This window comes from Fuscovulum sp. (genome assembly GCA_035192965.1).
Taxonomy (GTDB): Bacteria; Pseudomonadota; Alphaproteobacteria; order Rhodobacterales; family Rhodobacteraceae; genus Paragemmobacter.
In genome coordinates this window covers 368965-386953 of the sequence record CP136571.1, presented here as the reverse complement: position 1 = coordinate 386953, position 17989 = coordinate 368965, and the positions used below count along the sequence as shown (strand labels likewise).

At 62.4% G+C, this 17989-nt stretch carries 13 protein-coding genes; 4 read left to right on the top strand and 9 right to left on the bottom strand.

Annotation, left to right across the window (positions count from 1 at the left end; translation table 11 throughout):
* Positions 1–10: 10 nt before the first annotated feature.
* Positions 11–1177 carry an efflux RND transporter periplasmic adaptor subunit gene (locus tag RSE12_01900; protein WRH63111.1) on the bottom strand — a complete coding sequence of 389 codons (1167 nt, stop codon included), beginning with the start codon at positions 1175–1177 and terminating at the stop codon, positions 11–13.
* 3 nt (positions 1178–1180) lie between these two features.
* Entirely contained in the window at positions 1181–1801 is a 621-nt protein-coding gene (locus RSE12_01895) for a helix-turn-helix domain-containing protein (protein WRH63110.1), read from the bottom strand.
* Between the two features lie 701 nt (positions 1802–2502).
* Between RSE12_01895 and RSE12_01890 the strand changes: the two genes are divergently transcribed.
* Positions 2503–2970, top strand: a complete 468-nt coding sequence (locus tag RSE12_01890) for a hypothetical protein (GenBank protein ID WRH63109.1) — start codon at positions 2503–2505, stop codon at positions 2968–2970.
* A gap of 102 nt (positions 2971–3072) precedes the next feature.
* On the opposite strand, the gene RSE12_01885 is transcribed toward RSE12_01890, so the two are convergent.
* The 3 genes from RSE12_01885 to RSE12_01875 form a co-directional block, all read right to left on the bottom strand.
* A complete protein-coding gene (locus RSE12_01885) occupies positions 3073–4470 on the bottom strand; it encodes a sulfotransferase (protein ID WRH63108.1) in 1398 nt (465 codons plus the stop codon).
* Between the two features lie 118 nt (positions 4471–4588).
* Complete coding sequence (locus tag RSE12_01880) at positions 4589–5224, bottom strand: transglutaminase-like cysteine peptidase (GenBank protein WRH63107.1); 636 nt, start codon at positions 5222–5224, stop codon at positions 4589–4591.
* 173 nt (positions 5225–5397) lie between these two features.
* Positions 5398–7236, bottom strand: a complete 1839-nt coding sequence (locus RSE12_01875) for a cation-translocating P-type ATPase (GenBank protein ID WRH64715.1) — start codon at positions 7234–7236, stop codon at positions 5398–5400.
* A 256-nt stretch (positions 7237–7492) separates the two neighbouring features.
* Here RSE12_01875 and RSE12_01870 point away from each other — a divergent pair, with 256 nt between their 5' ends.
* The 3 genes from RSE12_01870 to RSE12_01860 all read left to right on the top strand — a co-directional run bounded on the left by RSE12_01870 (position 7493) and on the right by RSE12_01860 (position 13721).
* Complete coding sequence (locus RSE12_01870) at positions 7493–11110, top strand: PAS domain S-box protein (protein ID WRH63106.1); 3618 nt, start codon at positions 7493–7495, stop codon at positions 11108–11110.
* A 146-nt stretch (positions 11111–11256) separates the two neighbouring features.
* A complete protein-coding gene (locus tag RSE12_01865) occupies positions 11257–11652 on the top strand; it encodes a response regulator (protein WRH63105.1) in 396 nt (131 codons plus the stop codon).
* Positions 11653–11684: 32 nt separating this feature from the next.
* Positions 11685–13721 carry an ATP-binding protein gene (locus RSE12_01860; GenBank protein ID WRH63104.1) on the top strand — a complete coding sequence of 679 codons (2037 nt, stop codon included), beginning with the start codon at positions 11685–11687 and terminating at the stop codon, positions 13719–13721.
* On the opposite strand, the gene RSE12_01855 is transcribed toward RSE12_01860, so the two are convergent.
* The 4 genes from RSE12_01855 to RSE12_01840 form a co-directional block, all read right to left on the bottom strand.
* A complete protein-coding gene (locus RSE12_01855) occupies positions 13718–14050 on the bottom strand; it encodes an Hpt domain-containing protein (GenBank protein ID WRH63103.1) in 333 nt (110 codons plus the stop codon). The two genes, RSE12_01860 and RSE12_01855, sit on opposite strands and share 4 nt — an antisense overlap.
* Positions 14047–15000 carry a response regulator gene (locus RSE12_01850; GenBank protein ID WRH63102.1) on the bottom strand — a complete coding sequence of 318 codons (954 nt, stop codon included), beginning with the start codon at positions 14998–15000 and terminating at the stop codon, positions 14047–14049. Before RSE12_01850 ends, RSE12_01855 begins: the two co-directional genes overlap by 4 nt.
* A gap of 307 nt (positions 15001–15307) precedes the next feature.
* A complete protein-coding gene (locus RSE12_01845) occupies positions 15308–16792 on the bottom strand; it encodes a heme biosynthesis HemY N-terminal domain-containing protein (protein ID WRH63101.1) in 1485 nt (494 codons plus the stop codon).
* Positions 16793–16804: 12 nt separating this feature from the next.
* Entirely contained in the window at positions 16805–17959 is a 1155-nt protein-coding gene (locus RSE12_01840; GenBank protein ID WRH63100.1) for a hypothetical protein, read from the bottom strand.
* Positions 17960–17989 lie beyond the last annotated feature (30 nt).

Below are 17989 nucleotides of genomic sequence, written 5' to 3'. Positions count from 1 at the left end.
CGGCCCCTTTTCAGTTCGTCGCAGCGGCGACAGGGTTGATGCGGTCACCGTCGCGGACAAAGGCACCAGCCTTTGTGACCACGGTATCACCCGCGCTGATGCCTTCGACGATTTCAACCCACCCGCCATCACGGATGCCGGTTTTCACCAGCGTGCGGCTGACCAGACCATCGGCCACCGTCATCACCGTGCTGCCCGCGGGCGACGATCCAACGGCGGTGACAGGCACTGCAACGGTTTCGCGTTCCGCCACCAGAATTTCGGCATCCATGAACATGCCTGCCCGCACCCCGGCGGGCGTGTCGATGGTCACACGGGCGCGGCCAAGGCGGGTGGTCGTGTCGATGGTCGGTTCGACAAGGCGGATGGACCCGGACAGTCGTTCAGGCGCGCCAACAGCGATCATGCTGACACCCTGTCCGGGGGCAAGGCGCATCAGATCAATCTCGGCCACGTCGGCCGACAGTTCCAAGGCACCGTCCCGGTTCATGGTGAACATGGGCTGCCCAGCGGCCGAGGCGACAGAGCCCACAACCGCATTGCGATGGGTGATTTCACCGGCGACGGGGGCTTTCACCTCGGTCCGGGACAGTTGCAGGTCCAAATTGGCCAACTGCGCCTCGACCAGTTCGACCTGCGCGCGGGCGGCCTCAAGCGACTGGCGCGCGACGGTCACGCGGGCGGTGCTGCCGATGGCATTGGCGCTGGCCTGATCGGCGGCGGCTTGCGATGCCGTGCCCTGTTCGCGCAGCGCGGCGGTGCGTTCGTTCACGCGTGCGGCCTCATCCGCGGCGGCCTGCGCCTCAAGAAGCTGCGCCTCTGCCTGCGCAATGGTCGCGCGCGCCGAAGCCAGCGAGGCGACGTATTGGCTGCGCTGCAATTCCAGCGTGGTCTTGGACAAGGTGGCCAGAACCTGCCCGGCTTCGACCATGTCACCGACATCGGCCAGAAGCGTTTCGATGGGCTGACCTTCGATCAGCGGGGCGACCTGAACCGCTTCCACCGGGTTCACCAAACCCGACACGATCACCCGGTCGCGCAGCAAACGCATCTCTGCCGTGGAAACGGTAATGGCGGGCAGGGTGGGCGCGGCAGGGGCGGTTTCGGCCTCTTGCGCGTGAAGCGGGGCCGCAAGGAAAAGGGCAAGCAGGGCGGGACGGATAAGCGCGGAACGCATGGACTAACCTTTCAGACCGTCGGCGACTATTTCATCCAGAACGCGGTTCATCGTCCGCACGACAAGCGCCGACAGCCGGTTGCGTTCTTCGGGGGTTTGGTCGGTGTGCATGGCGCTTGCCTTGATCATCATCACAAGCAGGCTGGCATGCGGGGCATAGCGTTCCCGGGCCACTTCGGCAGCGATGCCGCGGACACGGGCGAAAACGATGGTCAGATAGCGTGTAACTTCGGTTTCCATCTGACGGGTGATTTCGGCAATCTCGGGCTTGCGCAGCGAGGCTGCCGTCATTTCGGCCCAGAGCTGGCCGTCGGTAGCGCATTGATCAACCTCGATCCGGTGGCTCAGCGCGGCGCGCAGGGCACCCATCGGGTCAGGGCTTTTGATGATCTGGCTGAACTCCTGTTCGACCTCGGCCAGATCACGGGTGACCAGCGCGGCAACGATGGCCGCTTTGGACGGGAAGTAGCGATAGAAGTTTCCAACGCTCATGCCGCAGGTACGGGCGAGGTCTTGCATCGAGGCGCCGTCAAATCCCTTTTCGGCAAAGGCCATGCGCACGCCTTCGAGAATTTCGACGGCGCGATGCTCTGCCTGCGGGGGAGTGCGGTCAGGTTGATTCACGGGAGTGTATTTTCTGAGAATGAACGTTCATTCACACATACTGCAGCGCAGCGATCCGTCAAGATGAATCTGGCGAACTTTTCCTTCCTGCACTGGCCGAGAAGGGCTTTTGCGTGCAGCCCAGGCAGAATCTGGATTGTTGCTTTCATAACTGGTGATTTAAAGTGGTGAGACAAGGTGCAATCCTTGGTTGCGTTTGGCCGCGAGATCGGGGCCGGGGCGGCAAGCCGCTTGGGTGTGGCCTTCGATCTATAGGGTTTGGTTCGGATCAGACGGTTGACCAAGGTTTGGTCGGGCGGGTGGATTGGTCTGTCTTCAGGCAAGACCACCGCCATGGTGCCGCCACATTGTGTTCAATGCGCCACAAAGTTGACTTAATGAGGACACGAGGCGCAAAAGTTTCGGTCTAAACTCCGGTTTCATCATGCAAAATCGGGTTCAGGCCCGGTCTGACCCCAAAATCTGGTTCCATCTCAAACGATTCGTTTTGGAAAAGTTTTTGACTGTTCCTCTGGTGTCAACAACATGCAACCTGGGCGTGTAACATTTTACCGGACAATACCCTAGGGCGTGAAGTGTGGCGTAAACCGGATAGGAAGAAGACGTAAAAAAGGCAGAAATTTGACCGCTCCTGCGCAAATGCGTTAACGAAGATTAATGACGCCCCACTCTCTGGGGTGCATCGATCCAGGAGTACGGTCATGAAATCACGTCGTTCGCGTCACATTCCCAGCAAGTGGATGCTAAGCGGTTTCGGTTCCGCTTTCGTCGTTATGGGAACCCTCTTCATCCTTCCGCAGACAGCGAACGCCGAAGTTCGTACGATCCGCCTGCCCGAAGACATGTGCACAGTGCTGCGTGAAGAGCCGCTGAATGAACGGATCGTGCAGCAGATCCGTGACCGCGCCGATTTCGCGCGCATTCTGAGCTATGTCGAAAACACCTGTGGCGAACTGGGTGGTTTGCTGATCGGCCCGACCGGATCTATCGCCGGAGCACCGGGTGGCGGCGGCACGTCGCCCGAAGGTGACAATGGTTTCGTTGTTCCCGGCGATGGCGGTGACGGTCCGGGTGATGACGAAGGGGAAGGCCCGGGCGATGACGAAGGCGACGGTGAAGAACCGACCTTCCCGGATACTGAACTTGAGGTGTTCGACGCGCCTGCATGACCGCGCGGATCTGACTAGGTCAGACACGGCTGCGTCACGGTGAATAAGCGTCGCAGCACGTTACAAACAAACAGCCCGCACTCAGGTGCGGGCTGTTTCGTTTCAAAGCCGATGCGCAGCATCAAGGCTGCGCGTTTCCAGTTCATAGGCCGGTCCGACGGCGGCCAAGTGCCGTTCAAACCGATCCGAGAAACCGATCAGATCAGACCGGATCGCGCCAACCCCATCCAGTGACCGTCCCGGCGCAAGGTTCAGCGCTTTGCCATCGTCGCCTGCCGCCTGCCGCAACGCGGTGGCGTCAACCGGTATGCCAAAATGGCCCAGAACGCGGGACGCGACGCCAACAGGATCGGCGACCATCTCTTCATACGTGACCTCGATCATCAGGTTGGGCATCGTGTCCTGCCAGAGGCGGGCCAGATATTCGGTGCGGGCAATGGCGCGGGCGGCGCAGGCCAGATCATAGGTGTAGCGATGCGCCTTGTTGAACTGTTTGAAGTACAGCGATGCCGCCAGATCGCGCGGATCGCGGCGAACGAACACGATGGGCACATCCGGATGTAGCGGGCCAAGCAGGCCCAGCTGTTCCAGATTACCGGGCGTGGTTTCCACGCAGCGGGTCGCCTGCTTTTTGGGGCCATGCTTGATGCGCCCTGCAAAATGGCCGCGGATCGGCTGCCCCGGCAAGTTGCGCAGGATCGCCATGGTCGCATCCGCCCCACCCGACCGATCTACGTCCAGAAACAGGTTGTAGATGGACGAGGTTTCCCCCGCGCCCAGCAATCCCGGTTGCGAGGCGAGAAGCCGTTCCATCAACGTCTTGCCCGATCGTGGCAGACCCGCGATCAGCAGAAGCGGACAGGGTTCAGGGGCCTGCACCGGCGCATGGCGGCGCTGAAAGGCGGCGTCGAGTTGCGGCAGCAGGCGGCTAAAGGAATACTCCAGCCGCTGGTTGTTGTGCACGTCGCGCATCTGACGATTGCCTTCGTCAAAGAAGGCAAAGGCCTCATCATCGCGCCCGGCATTCATGTAGATCTGGCCTTGCAGGAACCAGGTCGAAGCGCGGTCATAGGGTTTCATCGACAGGTCGGATGAGGCAGCGTGCAACTGGCGGCAGATATCGTCGTCCGGGCGAATGGTGGTGAAATCCAGCACCTCACGGATCGAATTGAGGTGAAGGGGATAGTCGCGCAGGATGGCGTGATAGGCGGCGGTGGCCTGCTCCCATCGCCGCGCCATAACGTGGATACGCGCCTGCATCAGCCGATGGGTGATGGCATTTGGGAAAAGGCGGGCCGCGTCTGCCGCGTTGTCATAGGCCTGATCCAGACGTTCCAGTCCGATCAGGGCTTGGGTGCGGGTTTTCCATGCACCGTTCAGGCTGCGGTCGGCGCGCAGGATATCGTCACACAGGGCCAGGGCGAGTTCAAAGCGACCCTCATCAACGGCCTCTTGCGCGTCTTCAACTTTGTCTTCGAGGGCCTGCTGTCGCGTGGTCACGGGTGGGTTCCGTCTGTTTTGCCAGTGGCAGGCATAGATCGCGCTCTGCCCCATGACGTCAACAGAGGTAAACACCGCCAGCGCAGCACTGGCGGGTTGTTGCAGACCGAAGCCAGCGTCAGCTGGTGGGCATGATCCCGCCGGCCATGACCGACACCCAGCGCGACGGATCGCGCGGGTCTTGCAGACGCAGGAAGGTGTAGCCGGTCTTGTCCCATGTGACGATACGGTTCGACAGGTTATCCAGAACCAGATCCTGCGTCCCAGTGCGCACCACCAGAACCGCATGGGATTGGCGCTTGCGGTCCAGAACGGTTGCGATCAGCAGCTGATCCGGCGGAAAACCGGCCTTGATCAGCGCGGCCTTCTTGTAGATCGCGTAGTCTTCGCAATCGCCACCCCGCGCCGTGGGAAGGGCCCAGCGTTCCGCCACGCGATATTGCTGCATGTCGCTGATCGACCGGATCGACCGATTGGCGCGCAGATTGATCGCGCGGATGGCTTCCAGCGCACTTTCCCCGATCACGATCCTTTGCCCCGTGCGGGCGCAGGCCCAATCATAGGTGGCACAAAGATGCGCGGCCCCCGACGGGGCGCTGGCAGCGGCCCTGATCGGAATAAGGCCCGCATCCGGGCGGCGCGCGTCGATCGACAGCGCGGGCGTCGTCGCGCTGAGACCAGTGACAAGCGCGAGCCATGCGATGCCAAGGCGGCGCGCAAGCCTGTTCTTGTGGCAGACTCTGTCGTCTTTCATCCTGTTCCCCCAAAGATCAGGCATTCAGATTTCGACAGAGAAGAACCGCCACTGGTGTTCGGGATGGGGCCGAAGATGGGCATTTTTGGGCAAACCGCGTTTTGGCTTGCCCCGGGGCCTGTCACGATCAGGCTGGGAACCGTGGAATCGCGGGGGTTTGCGGGTGCGTTCGGTCAGGCGCGGCGGTCGCTTCGGATGGGGTCAAACAGCAGGCGCAGCCCGTTCAGGACGACCAGCAGGGTGCCACCTTCATGCCCGACAACGGCCAGCGGCAGCGGCAGGTTGAAAAAGGCACCGCCAATCACCAGAACCAGCATCGCCCCCAGCGCGAAGAACAGGTTCTGCCGGATGATCCGCGCCGTGCGCCGTGCAAGCCGATGCGCGGCAGCCAGCCGTTCCATATTGTCCGACAGCAGGGCCACTTCGGCGGCCTGAAGCGCGACCTCGCTTCCTGCGGCACCCATCGCGATGCCCACATCGGCCCGCGCCAAGGCGGCCGCATCATTCACGCCATCGCCTACAAAGGCGACGCGTCCCTCCTTGGCCAAGGCATCTACCAGTTTGACCTTGTCGCCGGGCAACAGGTCGGCGTGGATATCCTGCGGCTGGAACCCCAGCTTCGTGCCAATGGCGAGCGCAACCGGGCGGCGGTCGCCTGTCATCATAAGTATGCGGGAAATCCCCGCCTTCTGCAGCGCCTCCAGCCCGGCGCGGGATGTTTCGCGCGCCTGATCTGCTACGGTGATCGCGCCCAAAAGCTGCGGTCCGCGCCCGAGATAGACCACGGTTTCGGCCCCGTCCTGCATTTCGGCCAAGGCGCCCTGTGCGATATCCGCGCCCATCCGCGCGGCCATGCGGGGATTCCCTGCCCAGACCTGACCGCCGTCATCGGTGCCGACAATGCCTTCGCTGGGGCTGGAGGTCACATCGCGGGGCGGCTGCACCAAGAGACCGCGCGCCTCGGCCGCACGGCGGATGGCGGCGGCAATGGGGTGTTCGGACTGCGACTCGATTCCCGCAGCAAGGGCAAGAAGGGCATCTTCATCCCCCTGCAACGGAAGGACGCGGGTCACCTCGGCCTTGCCCATGGTCAGGGTGCCGGTCTTGTCAAAGGCAAAGGTGCGCACATCAGCAAGGGTTTCCAGCGCCGCCCCACCCTTGAACAGCACACCACCCCGTGCGGCGGCGGAAAGGGCGGACAGGATCGCCGCAGGAACGGAAATCACCACTGCGCAGGGGCTGGCCGCGACAAGGATCGTCGCCGCGCGATAAAGCGCCGTGTCGATGGGCCAGCCAAGCCGGATGAACAGCAGGAAAAGCAACGTCGATCCAACCAGAACCGCCACGGTATAGCGCTGGCCGAACCATTCGGAAAACCGCTCGGACGGGGCCTTCATCGCCTGCGCCGCAGTGACCAGCGTGATCATCCGGGCGACGGTCGATTCAGCCACGCCACGTTCGACGCGCAGCGCAAGAACGGCATTCAGGTTGACCGTTGCCTCGCTGAGCCTTGCACCCGGGGTCTTGTGAACCGGAACGGATTCGCCGGTGATCGACGATTCATCCACGGCGCCGTCACCTTCGATCAGCGTGCCATCGACCGGCACCCGTGCGCCGGGACGCAGGATCACCACATCGCCGGGAACCAGCGTTGCAACGGCCACCTCTTCGGTGCGACCATCCGGGTGGCGCAGGATGGCACTTTCCGGGCGCAGCGCCATCAGCGCCTCAACCGCGCGGCGCGCCTTGCCCATCGCGCGATGTTCCAGCGTGGAGGAAAGCGAAAAGAGCGTCAGCAGCACCGCCCCTTCCAGCGCCGCACCGACCGAGGCCGCAGCAAGGGCCGCCACAACCATCAGAAGATCAATATCGAGGATGCGGTCTTTCCAAAGTTCGCGCAGCGCCGAAATCGCCGCCGGCAATCCGCCTGCCAGATACACAACCCACAGCGCTCCCTGCGCGACAGTGGGCGGCAACGGCGCGATGAATGCATCGAAAAGCGCGAATGCCATCCCGACAAGGGTGAGTGCTGTCAGCAGCGAACCCAGGCGATCATGCAGACTGTCTTTATTCATGGGGTGACCTTACGCCGATTGCTGCCTGCGGCAAGAATGCTCTGCCCTGCTACGTATCGTCATATACAACCTTGGGGATATTGTGCTTTTCCCTTTGTTAATGAATAAGAGCCACGGGGGTGAAGCGGCGAGGGATGTTCCTTGTCCGCGATTCGGGAGGTCATGTTTGCCCGACGAAATCTCTCTCGTTCGCATGCTCAACGAGCTTGTGCGGACACCACTCGCCGATCTGGACAAGGCGGTGTCGCAGGCCATTGGCCAGCTTTGCACGCATGTCGGTGCCGGCTGGGGGTCTTTGTTTCGTCTTGATGGCGCGTATCTGACGGCGACACATGCCTATGCCGCACCCGGGTTGCCATCTTTGTCCTGCCCGCCGGCCTATATGCTTGGCGCTGGGCGGGCCGTGCTGGAGCAGAACCAGCCGCTTTTGATTGCCGATCTTGCTGTCCTACCCGCGGATTCGCCCCTTCGCGCGCAAGCTTGGGCAAAGTCGATCCTTGCGCTGCCCATCAACGGGGATGCCACCCTGATCGGCGTGCTGGCCTTTGCCTTCCCCGAACCGCTGCAGGGTCTTGAACCTGTTCTGCTTGACCGGATGAAAGCCGCCGCCGAGGTTCTGGAAACCGTCATTGCACGGCGTGAGGTGGAACGCGCGCATCTAAACACCGCCCGGCGGCTTGAGGCGACGCTCGCCGCGCTGCCCGACCTGTTGTTCGAAGTGACGGCTGATGGTCACTTTGCAGAATTCGCCGCCGGCCCGCCCCAGTTGATGGCCGCCCCCCCGGAAAACCTTCGCGGGCGCCATTTCGGGACCTTGCTGCCCCCCGATGTCACCCGCGTTGTGCAGCGTGCGCTGGACACGGCGCTGGAAAAGGGCCGGGTTGAAGGTGTGCGCTATCGGCTGGATCTTCCGGACGGGCCGCATTGGTTTGAACTGACCGGCGCGCTGAAACCGGCGGATGGGCCAGGCCAACGGTCGAATGTCATCTTCCTTGTGCGCGACGTGACCGCCGACACGCGGATGCGCGATGAGTTGGTCCAGCTGGGCAAGATCGTCGAGACGATGTCGAACCTCGTCTGCATCACCGATCTGGATGAAAACATCGTCTGGTGCAACGCGGCCTTTGAAAAGCAGACAAAGTGGCGGCTGGACGAGATTCGCGGAAAATATCTGGGTGATGTCGTCCGCGTCGCGGGCGAAGACCGCAGCAATGCCTCTGCCGTTGCCGAGGCGATCCGTCGGCGCCAGCCGTATACGGGCCAGACCGTCAATCAGGACCGGGACGGAAATCGCTACTGGATCGATTTCAACGTGATCCCGCTGCATGATTCTGCGGGTGAACTGGCAGGATTTGCCACGATCGAAACAGTGGTAACCCAGATCAAGGCGCAAGAGGCTGCCATGGCTCAGCTGGCCGAAAGCGCGACAGAAGCGCGCGAGCGGCTGAAGAATGCGGTGTTTGCCCTTCCTGATGGCGTGATGATCCTGGACGAAAATGAGCGTCTGGTGATCGCTAACCCGGCCTATTTCAACATGTTCCCCCAGCTTGTTCCCCATGTGCAGCCGGGCGTGAAGCTGGGTGCCATCCTTGCCAAGGGCGTGGAACTGGGCCTGTACGGGCCCGATGACCCATCGATCAGCGCGGAGGAATGGGTTGAGAACCGCCTTCGAACCTTCCGCAAGCCAAGTGCCGCGGATGAGGTGAAGCATCCGTCGGGGCGTTGGGTGCGGCGCATCCACACGCGCACGTCGGATGGGGGTATCGTGGCGGTGGGCATCGACGTCACCGCGCGGCGTAACCAGATCGAGGCGCTGGACGCGGCAAACCGCGAGCTTTCCGCAGCGCTGGCCGAACGTGACCGCGCCGAGCGTCATCTGCGCGGCATCATGGAAGGGGCGGATGTCGGCATCTGGGAATGGAACATGAAATCCAACACCCTGCATGTCGGTGGCAAATGGGCCGAGATGCTGGGCAGGGATGCAGACGCGCCCGCCGATTTCGCGTTTTCCGATTTTCTGGAACTTGTGCATCCCGACGATCTGACAAAGCTGCCCGATCCCAAGCAGCAATATGCCGATGTCGGCGATGGATTCAGCCAGCTTGAATTCCGGATGCGGCATGATGATGGCCATTACATCTGGATCCTGTCGCGGTCGCGCGTCACCGAATGGGGGCCGAATGGCGAACCCATGGTGATGGCGGGCGTGCATCTTGACCTTTCGGAACGCAAGCGGCTGGAACGCCAGTTGCAAGCAGGCCGTGCCTATTTGTCAGAAGTGATGGATACCTCCATCGCTGCGCTGACGGTGATGAACGAACGCGGCGAGATCACCTATGCCAACCAAGAGGCCGAACGCATCCTGCGGCTGGAACGGTCGCTTTTGCGTGGACTGCGCTACAACGACCCAAGCTGGAAGCTGCAATGCGTGGATGGGAATCCGCTGCGCGAAGAGGAACTGCCCTTCCGACAGGCTTTGGCCAAAGGCGGCATCGTGCGCGACATCCGCTTTGCCGTGCATTTGAGCGACGGCCAGCGCCGCGTGCTTTCGGCCAATGCCGTGCCGCTGACCCAGGCTGATGGCGAACAGCATGTCGTGGTGTCCTTCTCTGACATCACCGATGAACTGGCCTCGACCGCGCGGCTGGAAGAGGCGCGCGCCAAAGCCGAAGAGATGAGCCGGGCAAAATCCATCTTCCTTGCCAACATGAGCCATGAGATCCGCACCCCCCTGAACGGCGTGTTGGGGATGGCGGAAATCCTGCACGGCCTGGTGAAGACACCAGAAAAGCTTCGCATGGTCTCTACGATCCGCCAGTCGGGCGAAACCTTGCTGACGGTGCTGAACTCGATCCTCGACATGTCAAAGATCGAAGCCGGCAAAATGGAACTTGAGGTGGTGCCGATCGTGCTGTCAGAGCTGCTGACCCAGGTCGAAGCGTTGCACCGCGTGAAGGCCGAAGAAAAGGGTCTGGACCTGCAGGTTCTGCTTAGCGCGGGGGCCGACCTTCCCCGCATGGGAGACCCGCACAGGTTGACTCAGGTTTTGAACAACCTGCTGAGCAATGCGATCAAGTTTACCGAATCCGGGCGCATCCGGCTGAAGCTGTCCTGCCGCCCCGGCAAGCCGGTGACGATCGATATCAGTGATACCGGCGTCGGCATGACCGAGTCGCAACTGTCGCGCGTGTTCGAAAGTTTCGAACAGGCTGACGGGTCGATGACGCGGCGTTTTGGCGGCACCGGGCTGGGCCTTTCCATCGTGCGGCAACTGGTGCTGCTGATGGGCGGCATGATCACGATGCAAAGCAATCCCGGCATCGGCACGGATGTGCGCGTCATCATCCCCCTGCCCGAAGCCGACCCCAGCCTGTTGGCACCGCCCGAACCTGAGGTGGATCTGGACGTGTCTTCGCTGGCCGGGCGCAAGCTGCTGATCGCCGACGACAACCTGACAAACCGCCTTGTTCTGTCGGAAATGCTGGCCCAGACCGGCGTGATCCTGACGATGGTCGAAAACGGGCAAGAGGCGATTGACGCATGGGAACGCGCCCGGACGGACGCTGTTCCGTTTGATCTTTTGCTGCTGGATATCACCATGCCGGTTCTGGATGGAACGCGTGCGCTGGCCACAATCCGCGACCGCGAATCAGACCTGCAACTTGGCCCTGTTCCGGCTGTCGCGGTTACAGCCAATGCCATGCCCCATCAGGTTGCCGATTACATCATGGGGGGCTTTGACACACATCTCGCCAAGCCCTTCAAGAGAAAGGAACTGCTTCACGCGCTCAAAATGCTGCTGCGGGGATAACTCTGTGTGGCCCGCAATTGACGCTTGATTGGCGTGCGTTTTGTGCTTCACCTTTAGTAAATGTTTCTATCCCTTTTTTCACCACATTCTCGCCCACGAGTTGTGGTCCCGTGGTTTCGGGCGAGAGATCGCAGGTAGGATGAAGTATGAACGCAACCGCACAACAGCAGAAGTATCGCGTCCTTCTGGCCGAGGATGACGAGGTAAATCAGCAGATCGTCATGGCGTTCCTTTCGGGAACGACAAACATCGAACTGACCGTTGTCGGCGACGGGCGCAGCGCGCTGGAAGCGGCGCTGGGTTCCAAATACGATCTGATGCTGTTCGATCACAACATGCCGCACATCACCGGCGACCGGGTGATCCGCTATCTGCGGTCTGGCAATTCCAGCAACGCGACCACGCCCGTGATCCGCTTTACCGCTGATGCCAACCGTGCCGATATCCGCACTGTCGGCGGGTTGATTGATGCAACCCTGCCCAAACCGCTTTCAGCAGAGACCTTTCTGTCCACCATCGAAACCATCCTGCAACGCGGATGACCGGGGCCGACGACCGGTCTGGAAAAGGACAGATGAAGCAGCAGCGTGACATGGACATCCGCGATGGGGCCGAACCCGGCTCTGCGGTGGTAACGCCCGAAGCGCTGCTTCTGGCGGAACGCCGGCTGCGCGACGTGATCGACGGCGCGCAGGTGGGCACCTGGACCTGGGATTTCGACACGGTCGGGCAGATCGTCAATGACGTTTGGGCCGCGATGCTGGGCTATGACCTGCAGGAAATGTCCACGATCACCTATGATACGTGGAGCACCATCATCCACCCCGATGACAAGGAATGGGTCGAAGAGGAATTGCGCCGCTGCACAAGCGGTCTGGATGAAGGGTATGAGGCCGAATACCGGATGCGCCACCGCAACGGGCACTGGATCTGGGTTCTGGACCGCGCCCGCGTGGTGCGGCGCAAGGCCGACGGATCGCCCAAGGTGATGGCGGGCATCCAGATCGAGATTTCGGAACTGAAATCGCGCGAGGCGGCGCTGATCCGCGCCAAGGCCGAACTGGAAAAGGCCCTTGCCCAGCGCGCCAGCGCCGAACAGCGGTTTTCCGACATTGCCGCCGTGACCGATGGCTGGCTGTGGGAACAGGATCAGGATCTGCATTTTTCCTATCTTTCGGGCACCAACCATGTGGAACAGCTTGGGCTGACCGGCGGCAGCGTGATCGGCAAGACGCGCGAAGAATGGCTTTCCGCTTACCCCGAGGTGCGCAACAGCGCCGATTGGGACATCGTGCTGAACGCCCAGCGCGACCGCCTGCCCTTTCGCAATTTCGTTTATCTCGCCCCGAATGCCCCTGATGGTGTTGAACGCTGGTTCCGCATATCGGGACAGCCGGTATTCGATCAGGCCGGGGTCTTTCTTGGGTATCGCGGCGTTGGGTCGGATGTGACCGAGCTTTACCTCGCCAAGGCCCGCGCCGAAGAGGCGAGCCGAACGAAATCCATGTTCCTGGCGAACATGAGCCACGAAATCCGCACACCGATGAACGGCGTTCTCGGCATGGCCGAGGTGCTGGAAGCCGCGCTGACGGATCCTGAACACAAGCGCATGATCGGCACGATCCGGAAATCCGGCGAAACACTGCTGAATATCCTGAACGATATTCTCGACATGTCGAAGATCGAGGCGGGCAAGATGGAACTGGAAGATGTGCCGTTCAGCCCCGTCGACCTGGCCGAGCGGGTAGAAGACCTGCACCGCCTTATGGCCGAAGAGAAAGGTCTGGATTTCGAGGTTCTGGTGTCGACCGGGGCCGAGACGCGCCGCAAGGGTGACCCGTTCCGCGTGCAGCAGATCCTGCACAATCTGGTATCCAACGCGATCAAGTTCACTGACCGTGGCGAAGTGACAGTCGAAGTGTCGGGCCGGCCCGGCAGACCACTGACGCTTGAGGTGCGCGATACCGGCATCGGGATGAGCCAGCAGGAAATCGAACGCCTGCATGAAGAGTTTCGTCAAGCTGACAGTTCGGTCACCCGCCGTTTCGGGGGAACCGGGCTTGGCATGGCGATCACCCGCACACTGGTGCACCGCATGGGCGGCGAGATTTCGGTGCAATCCGCCCCCGGTTTGGGAACGACAGTGCGCGTGATCCTGCCGCTGCCTGTGACCGAAGCCGCACCCGAAGTGAAAGGGCCGGCACCTGTCGCGGCTGATCAGGGGCGGCTGGACGGGCTGCGCATCCTTGCCGCCGATGACAACGGGACCAACCGTTCTGTGCTGGAGCTGATGCTCACCCGCTGTGGCGCACAGGTGACCACGGTCGATGACGGGCTCCAGGCCGTGAATGCGTGGGAGCCCGGCAAGTTTGATGCCGTGCTTCTGGATATCGCGATGCCGGTGATGGATGGAAAGGGCGCGCTGGAAGCCATCCGCGCGATGGAGGCGGCCACTGGTTCCGGCCGGGTGCCGATCATTGCAGTGACGGCAAATGCCATGTCGCATCAGATCGTGGAATACCTGATCTGGGGATTCGACAGCTGCGTTTCCAAACCGCTGACCATGAGCGATGTCACCAAGGCCATCCGTGCGATGTTGCCGAAGGCTTAGTCGTCCAGCAGTTCGGCAAGCCCCGCAATCAGCGGGCGCAGCGCCTTGAGCAGGGCAGTGCGGCCCGCGCCTTCGATGGAAAGACGTTCAACCTCGGCCGCTTGATTGCCCAGGTTGCCATGGCCCAGCGACGCCGCCGTTCCGGCAATCTTGTGCGCGACCATGCGGATATCATCCAGCGCCTCGCGGATGTTCTGCCCACTGTCGAGCCGAACCCAGGCAGAGCTAAGCGTATCCAGCCGCTCGACCGCCATGGTACGAAACAGCCGCTCTGCCCCGGCCAGCGGATGATCGGCGCGCCGACCGGCCCAGATATCCACCGTTGTCATGCGACCATCTGACCGTTCTTCGTCCGCTTTTCGGGCGGCGTGATGGCGGATTGGATCGCACGTTCCAGAATACGGGTCGGCTTGGTCGGCGACAGGAACGCGCTGCGCGCCGCCTCGCCCACGCGCACCTGCGGTACCGGCAGACGGTCTGCCGCATAGATCGTTTCGAAATCCATCAGCCCGATATTGATCAGAATTTCCAGATCGTCGGGCGATTGTCCGGGGTCGCGTTCGACCATGCAGACAAAGGTGCCGCTGCCGGCATAGGAGATCATCACATCTTCTGTTTTCAGCGCATCCACGATCTGCGCACCAACATCGCCCAGCATCTGCACATAGGTTGCGCCCGATGCCTTGTTGAAGATGATTCCCGCGTTCTTGATATGAATCGCAAAGGCCGATGTGGAATACATCCGCTTCACGCCCAGCGTCAGCAGATAGTTCTCCATCGCCAGAAACTCGATCCCGCGCTCAAAGCCGGGGATCAGGATCGGGGTTTCGAACTCGGCCTTGATCTCGGCTGCGGCGGCGCGCTGGCCCACGAGTCGGGCAAACTCGGCCAGGCGGCGGCGTTCTGCCAGCAGGCGATCCACCATCCCGATGCGCGCGCGCAGTTCGATAATATCCAGCGGTTTGGTGATGTAATCCGTGGCCCCCGCCGCGAATGCATCATCCACCGTGTTCTTGCCCGACATCGCGGTAATCATCAGAACCGGCGTCTGCCGATAGGCCGTGCGTTGCCGGATCGCGGCTGTCAGGACGGCACCGTTCATGTCCGGCATCTGCATGTCCGACAGGATGCAGTCGTAAAGCATTCCCGAGAAATCAAGCTCGTGCAGCGCCTCTTCGCCAGAGGGCATGGTCGTGACCTGTCCGTAGCCGATCATCTTCAGCATGCCGGCCAACAGTTCGAGAAACACAGGATCGTCGTCGATCGCCAGTATTCTCATGTTCTACGTCCTATAGTTTGGTCACGCCGAGCCTCCTCACGGAAGGACCCACGTTATTCTTGTTACGCTCATCAGTGAATCTGCCCAAGAATAACGGCAAAACTTGGACCTCTTAACGATGATTAAAGGCTTTTCATCGGACCAAAAAATCCTTGTTTGCTGACAGTTTAGGCGGTCAGACCGCATACGGGCATTGACGCGCTGACAGGGCCGTGATGATGCAAAAAGGTGCCTGTAGCAGGGGCGAATTGCGCCCTGAACTGTATCATTTTCAGGATGAAGCGGGGCACTTGGCCCCGCCTCGGCATCAGCCGCCGCGGCGGACGATCGCCTCCAGATCGATAACTTCCGGCGCTTGCGGCGCTGCGGGGGCGGGTGGCTCGGGCGTTTCCACCTCTGGCTCTGGCGTGGGCTTCGGGGGCGATACCATCAACGGCAAAAGCTCGGCCCCGGTGGCGGATGGTCCGCTGCGTTCGGGCGGTTCGCGCCAGGACAGGGTGTCAAACCCGCCGCAATTGTCGCAGATCGGATCCCACATCGCGTGCACCGCCTGGCATTTGTCGCAGCACCATTGCGGCCCGCGCGGCGCAGTGACGGCGCGCGCCAACCAGCCGCGCACCACCGCCTCATCCGCGCCTTCGCCCCGTTCGATGGCCGCCATGATCGCCAGCGCGCGCTGTGTGGGATGGGTGTCGACGATATCGCCCAGCGTGCGCCGCGCCTCGGGGAAATCCTCGGCGGCGATGTTCAGTTCCGCCATCAGAAGGCGGGTTTCTTCATGCTGGGGGTGGTTGGCCACCAGCGTGCGAAAACGTTTCAGCCTCTGCGCGGGCGTCTCGGCCGGTTCGATATCGGCAAAGGCTGCGGCCAGATCGGGATGCGGCTTGGCATCCCAAGCCTTTTTCAGAACCCGCGTTGCCCCCTTCTTGTCGCCCTTATCGGCCAGCGCGCGGGCGGCCATGGCAGCAGCGGGGATCAGATCGGGTGACTGGCGGTTCGCCTCGATCGCGGCTTCGCGCGCCTCGATGCTGGCGCCTTCGGCCAGCACGCCCTGCGCCTGTTGCAGGGCAAGCACCGCATCGCGGCGGCGATAGACATCGCGGGGCAATGTACCCGCCTTGAGCTTTGCCCCAAGCGTGGACCGCGCGCCTTTCCAATCACGGCTTTCGGCCTGCAACTTCAGAAGGATGTCCTGCGTTTCCAGATGCCGTGGCTTGAGTTCAAGCGCTTTGGCCGCCAGCTTCTGCGCAGTTTCGACGTCACCTTCGGCCAGCTTCTGCTTCAGCAGGCCCCGGATCGCGACGAAGCGCGTGGTATCTGATGACAGCAGTTCCTTATACGCCTCGGTCGCGCGGCGGGTATCGCCTGCCGCCTCGGCCGCTTGTGCCACCAACAGCGTGGTCAGATGCGGATCAGCCAGATACTTTTCGGCCTTGATTGCCCGGTTCAGCGCTAGACGCCCCTCACCCGCAGCCAGCGCGAGAAGTCCCTCGGACAGCGCATGATACCCTTTGCGTTCGCGGTTGCGGTCGAAATAGCGGCTGATCGCCGTTTCGTCCCCGTTCAGAAAGCGCAGCACGGCCACCAGAAGCCCGACCAGCCGCATCAACAGCCAGACCAATACCACCATCACCAGAAAGGTGATCAGCGCCTGCAAAGGGCCAAGGGTGAATTCGTAATTGGCCACGTTGATGCGGATACCACCCCCGGTATCCATCAGGATGCCCGCGCCCATCGTCAGCGTGGCGACGATCAGCAGAAACAGCAAAACCTTGGCGAGCGACCAGATCATCCCGCGCCCCCGTCAGTTCGCGGCCAAGGCGGCAACGGCCGCCTCGGCATCCACGCGCGTCTGCGCCTGCGCCAACCAATCGGCCAACGCCGGTTTGCCCGCTTCCGGCATCGCGGCCAGTTCGGTGATCGCATCGGCCACCCGCCCCTGCGCCAGCGCCGCCTCTGCCCGCGACAACACGGCATCGGGATCATTGCCTTCGCGCGGGGTCAGCGACCGCAGGCCGGTCTGGCTGCGCAGGAAGCTGGACACCCGGTCGGTCCAGCTTTCCCCCATATTGGCACGCAGCGCCGCCTCAAGCGCCGTGCGCGCGGCTTCGGGAAAGCTTTCGGCAAGATCGGCCACGGTGGGCAAGCCCACCGCCGCATTGTCCAACAGAACCGGCGGCAAATCCGCCCCGCCCAGTTCCGGCAGGGCCGAGGCATAGGGCGCGCCACTGTCCAGCGCAGCGGTAACCCGGTCCAGCGCGGCCCCACGGCGGGCAGCGGCGGCGGCGGCCTCTGCCTGTTCGGCCATGGCTGTGGCGCTTGCCTCCGCAGCCTTCAACCGGGCTTCGGCGGCATCAGCGGCGGCGATCACATCGGCAGGCACGCTCCCACCAGAGCCCAGCGCCGCGACCTGTTCCTTCAGCGCCGCAAGCTCGGCCAGCATCTCGGGCGAAGCTGCCGCTCCTCCAGTGGCTGGCCGTGCCCGTAGATCGGCAATCTCTGCCTCCAGCGCGGCAAGACGATCATCAAGCCCTGCGCCGTCGGCGGGTGCCGCCTCCAGCGCCGAAAGGCGCGCGTCAATCTGGGGGTCGGGGGCGGGCTGGGCCGCAAGCTCGGCGCGCAGGGCGGCGATTTCATCTGCCTGTGCGGCGACGGTGGCCGAGAGGGCATCATCACCCCCGATCGGCAGCATATCCGGCATGAACCGCGCCAGCCCGAAACCCGCGCCAGCCGCAAGAACACCACCCAGAACCATGCCAAGGAACGCCCCGGCCCCGCTGCGACCTGCGGGGGCAGGGGGCGGCGGTGGGGCAACGGGTGCCTCTGTCATCTTGTCCGGTGCCACCTCTGCCGGGGGTGGTTCGGGCGGCGCCATCAATGAAGGATCGGTCGCCTCTACCACGGCCATCAGATCGTTGCCCTCCGCCGAGGGGGATTCGTCGGTCTTGCCTTTGGCCATGGTCGGCTCCTTCCGTCCGCCGAATGGGGC

Excerpts from the sequence above, each read along its gene's own strand:
- RSE12_01845 (WRH63101.1), bottom strand. The coding sequence starts at position 16,792 with ATGATCTGGTCGCTCGCCAAGGTTTTGCTGTTTCTGCTGATCGTCGCC.
- RSE12_01840 (WRH63100.1), bottom strand. The coding sequence starts at position 17,959 with ATGGCCAAAGGCAAGACCGACGAATCCCCCTCGGCGGAGGGCAACGAT.
- RSE12_01875 (WRH64715.1), bottom strand. The coding sequence starts at position 7,236 with ATGGCATTCGCGCTTTTCGATGCATTCATCGCGCCGTTGCCGCCCACT.
- RSE12_01900 (WRH63111.1), bottom strand. The coding sequence starts at position 1,177 with ATGCGTTCCGCGCTTATCCGTCCCGCCCTGCTTGCCCTTTTCCTTGCG.
- RSE12_01870 (WRH63106.1), top strand. The coding sequence starts at position 7,493 with ATGCTCAACGAGCTTGTGCGGACACCACTCGCCGATCTGGACAAGGCG.
- RSE12_01880 (WRH63107.1), bottom strand. The coding sequence starts at position 5,224 with ATGAAAGACGACAGAGTCTGCCACAAGAACAGGCTTGCGCGCCGCCTT.
- RSE12_01860 (WRH63104.1), top strand. The coding sequence starts at position 11,685 with ATGAAGCAGCAGCGTGACATGGACATCCGCGATGGGGCCGAACCCGGC.
- RSE12_01865 (WRH63105.1), top strand. The coding sequence starts at position 11,257 with ATGAACGCAACCGCACAACAGCAGAAGTATCGCGTCCTTCTGGCCGAG.
- RSE12_01855 (WRH63103.1), bottom strand. The coding sequence starts at position 14,050 with ATGACAACGGTGGATATCTGGGCCGGTCGGCGCGCCGATCATCCGCTG.
- RSE12_01850 (WRH63102.1), bottom strand. The coding sequence starts at position 15,000 with ATGAGAATACTGGCGATCGACGACGATCCTGTGTTTCTCGAACTGTTG.
- RSE12_01890 (WRH63109.1), top strand. The coding sequence starts at position 2,503 with ATGAAATCACGTCGTTCGCGTCACATTCCCAGCAAGTGGATGCTAAGC.